Below are 2,245 nucleotides of genomic sequence, written 5' to 3'. Positions count from 1 at the left end.
AAACTAGTAATAAACTTCATATTACTACTTCTTATCCATTAGCAAGTAAGTAATCCATTTATTTTCAAAACGAATCTTATCTTATTCTACAGAGAAGATGAAAGAATACACTGGTTGGTTTCCAGCATGCACTTCTACTTCTGCATCTTCAAATTTCTCTTCTACAAATTCAACTAACTCCGCTACTTCTTCGTCAGTTGCATCTTCACCTTGTAGAATCGTTACGATTTCAGAATCTTCATCAATAAGCGCTTCTAGCAATTGCTTCGCAGCTCCTACTTTTTCAGCATTTGTAGATACAATTTTCCCATCTGCAATACACATGAAATCATCTTTTTGAATTGCTACACCATCAATTTCCGTATCACGTACAGCATACGTAATTTGACCTGTTTTCACATGAGATAAAGCTTCTTTCATGTTTTCTTCATTCTCTTCTAACGTTCCAACTGGGTTAAATGCTAACATTGCTGCCATACCTTGAGGAACTGTTTTCGAACGAACAACAATAACTTCTTGATCTACAACTGATGCCGCTTGTTCTGCTGCCATTACAATATTTCCGTTATTCGGTAAAATAATGATTTTTTCAGCATTTGCTTCTTCAATTGCCTTCACGATATCCTCCGTACTTGGATTCATCGTTTGACCACCTTCGATAACTTTCGTTGCGCCGATGCTCTCAAATAAAGTTTTAATACCAGACCCCATAGCTACAGTTACGATACCATATGGTTGTTTTTCTTTCGATTGAGCTGGTTGTTCAGGAACCATAGTAGGTTCATCTAATAAAGCAGTATGCTGTTCACGCATATTTTCTACTTTAATCTTAATTAAACTACCGTATTTTTGCCCGTAGTTCATAGCGTCTCCAGGATGTTCTGCATGGATATGAACTTTTACAATTTCATCATCAGACACAACTAGTAGAGAATCACCATATACACTAATATCTTCACGGAATTTTTGTTCAGAGAAATTATGCTCTTTCACCTTTTCAGCCTCTAATTTCACCATGAATTCCGTACAATATCCATACTTAATATCTTCTGTACTCAATTGGCTTTGTACACTACGGTGATGTTCTGCGCGTACCATTTCATTCATAGATGGTTGCGTCGGTGCATCAGAAGAAATCGTTTCTCCTTTTAAGTCAGCTAAAAATCCTTCGTATACCACTACAAGACCTTTACCACCGCTATCTACAACGCCAACTTGTTTTAATACAGGTAATAAATCTGGCGTACGATTTAACGATGCGTTTGCTTCTTTCACAACGTCTTCCATAAACAAAACAAAGTCGCGCTGTTTTTTCGCAACTGTTACTGCATATTTACCCGTTTCTCTTGCAACCGTTAAAATCGTTCCTTCAATCGGTTTCATAACCGCTTTATAAGCCGCCTCTACTCCAGCTTCTAGTGCTGCAGCAAAATCAACTGTTGTTAATTCTTCTTTTTGTTCAATGGATTTAGAGAAACCACGGAACAACTGAGATAAAATAACTCCAGAGTTACCACGAGCTCCCATTAATAATCCTTTGGCTAAACTTACGCCGACTTTACCAGCATGCTGTGAAGGATTTGCTTTCACTTCACGCGCACCTGAAGTCATAGATAAGTTCATGTTTGTACCGGTATCGCCATCTGGAACTGGAAATACGTTTAATGCATCAACAAGCTGAACATTATTTGTTAAATTATTCGCTCCTTGCATGATCATTTGTGATAAACGTTTTCCATCAATTTTTTGAATTGACACAGATTTTCCTCCTTAATGCACATTACAAGTTTATTACTTTAACTCCTTGTACGTAGATGTTTACAGAATCTACTGCTAGTCCTACAGTTTGATCTAATGTATATTTCACTTTCGTCTGCACATTATGTGCCACTTCTGAAATTTTCGTACCATAGCTCACAATAATATACATATCAATATGTACTTCATCTTCATCTTTACGAACAATAACACCTCTAGTGAAGTTTTCTTTTCGTAAAATGTCTGTTAATCCATCTTTTAACTGATTTTTTGATGCCATACCTACGATACCGTAGCAATCTACCGCGGCACCTCCAGCAATTGTTGCAATTACATCTGTACTAATATCAATTTGACCGTACTTCGTTTTAATTTCAATTGACATCTCGTTTCCCCCTTCATAAATGGTGAAAGTGAGCTAGACTACTTTAGTTACTATCATATAATCTTTTTAAAGAAAATTCCATCGTTCTTTCTTTTCACTCTC

At 36.6% G+C, this 2,245-nt stretch carries 2 protein-coding genes; both read right to left on the bottom strand.

Annotated elements, in window-relative coordinates; all coding sequences use genetic code 11:
• Window positions 1–81: 81 nt before the first annotated feature.
• Window positions 82–1,758, bottom strand: coding sequence for a DAK2 domain-containing protein (locus ACQGS6_RS26910; RefSeq protein WP_000027128.1), 1,677 nt, complete (start codon window positions 1,756–1,758; stop codon window positions 82–84).
• Between the two features lie 22 nt (window positions 1,759–1,780).
• Window positions 1,781–2,143 carry an Asp23/Gls24 family envelope stress response protein gene (locus tag ACQGS6_RS26905; RefSeq protein WP_000021109.1) on the bottom strand — a complete coding sequence of 121 codons (363 nt, stop codon included), beginning with the start codon at window positions 2,141–2,143 and terminating at the stop codon, window positions 1,781–1,783.
• Window positions 2,144–2,245 lie beyond the last annotated feature (102 nt).

It is taken from the genome of Bacillus sp. GMs2/2, from assembly GCF_050172095.1.
GTDB lineage: Bacteria > Bacillota > Bacilli > Bacillales > Bacillaceae_G > Bacillus_A > Bacillus_A cereus.
The sequence above is the reverse complement of the archived record's forward strand: the minus strand, read 5'-3'. Positions and strand labels throughout refer to the sequence as shown.

What these genes read in the sequence shown, in the direction of transcription:
- ACQGS6_RS26905 (WP_000021109.1), bottom strand. Translation starts at nt 2,143, where the DNA reads ATGTCAATTGAAATTAAAACGAAGTACGGTCAAATTGATATTAGTACA.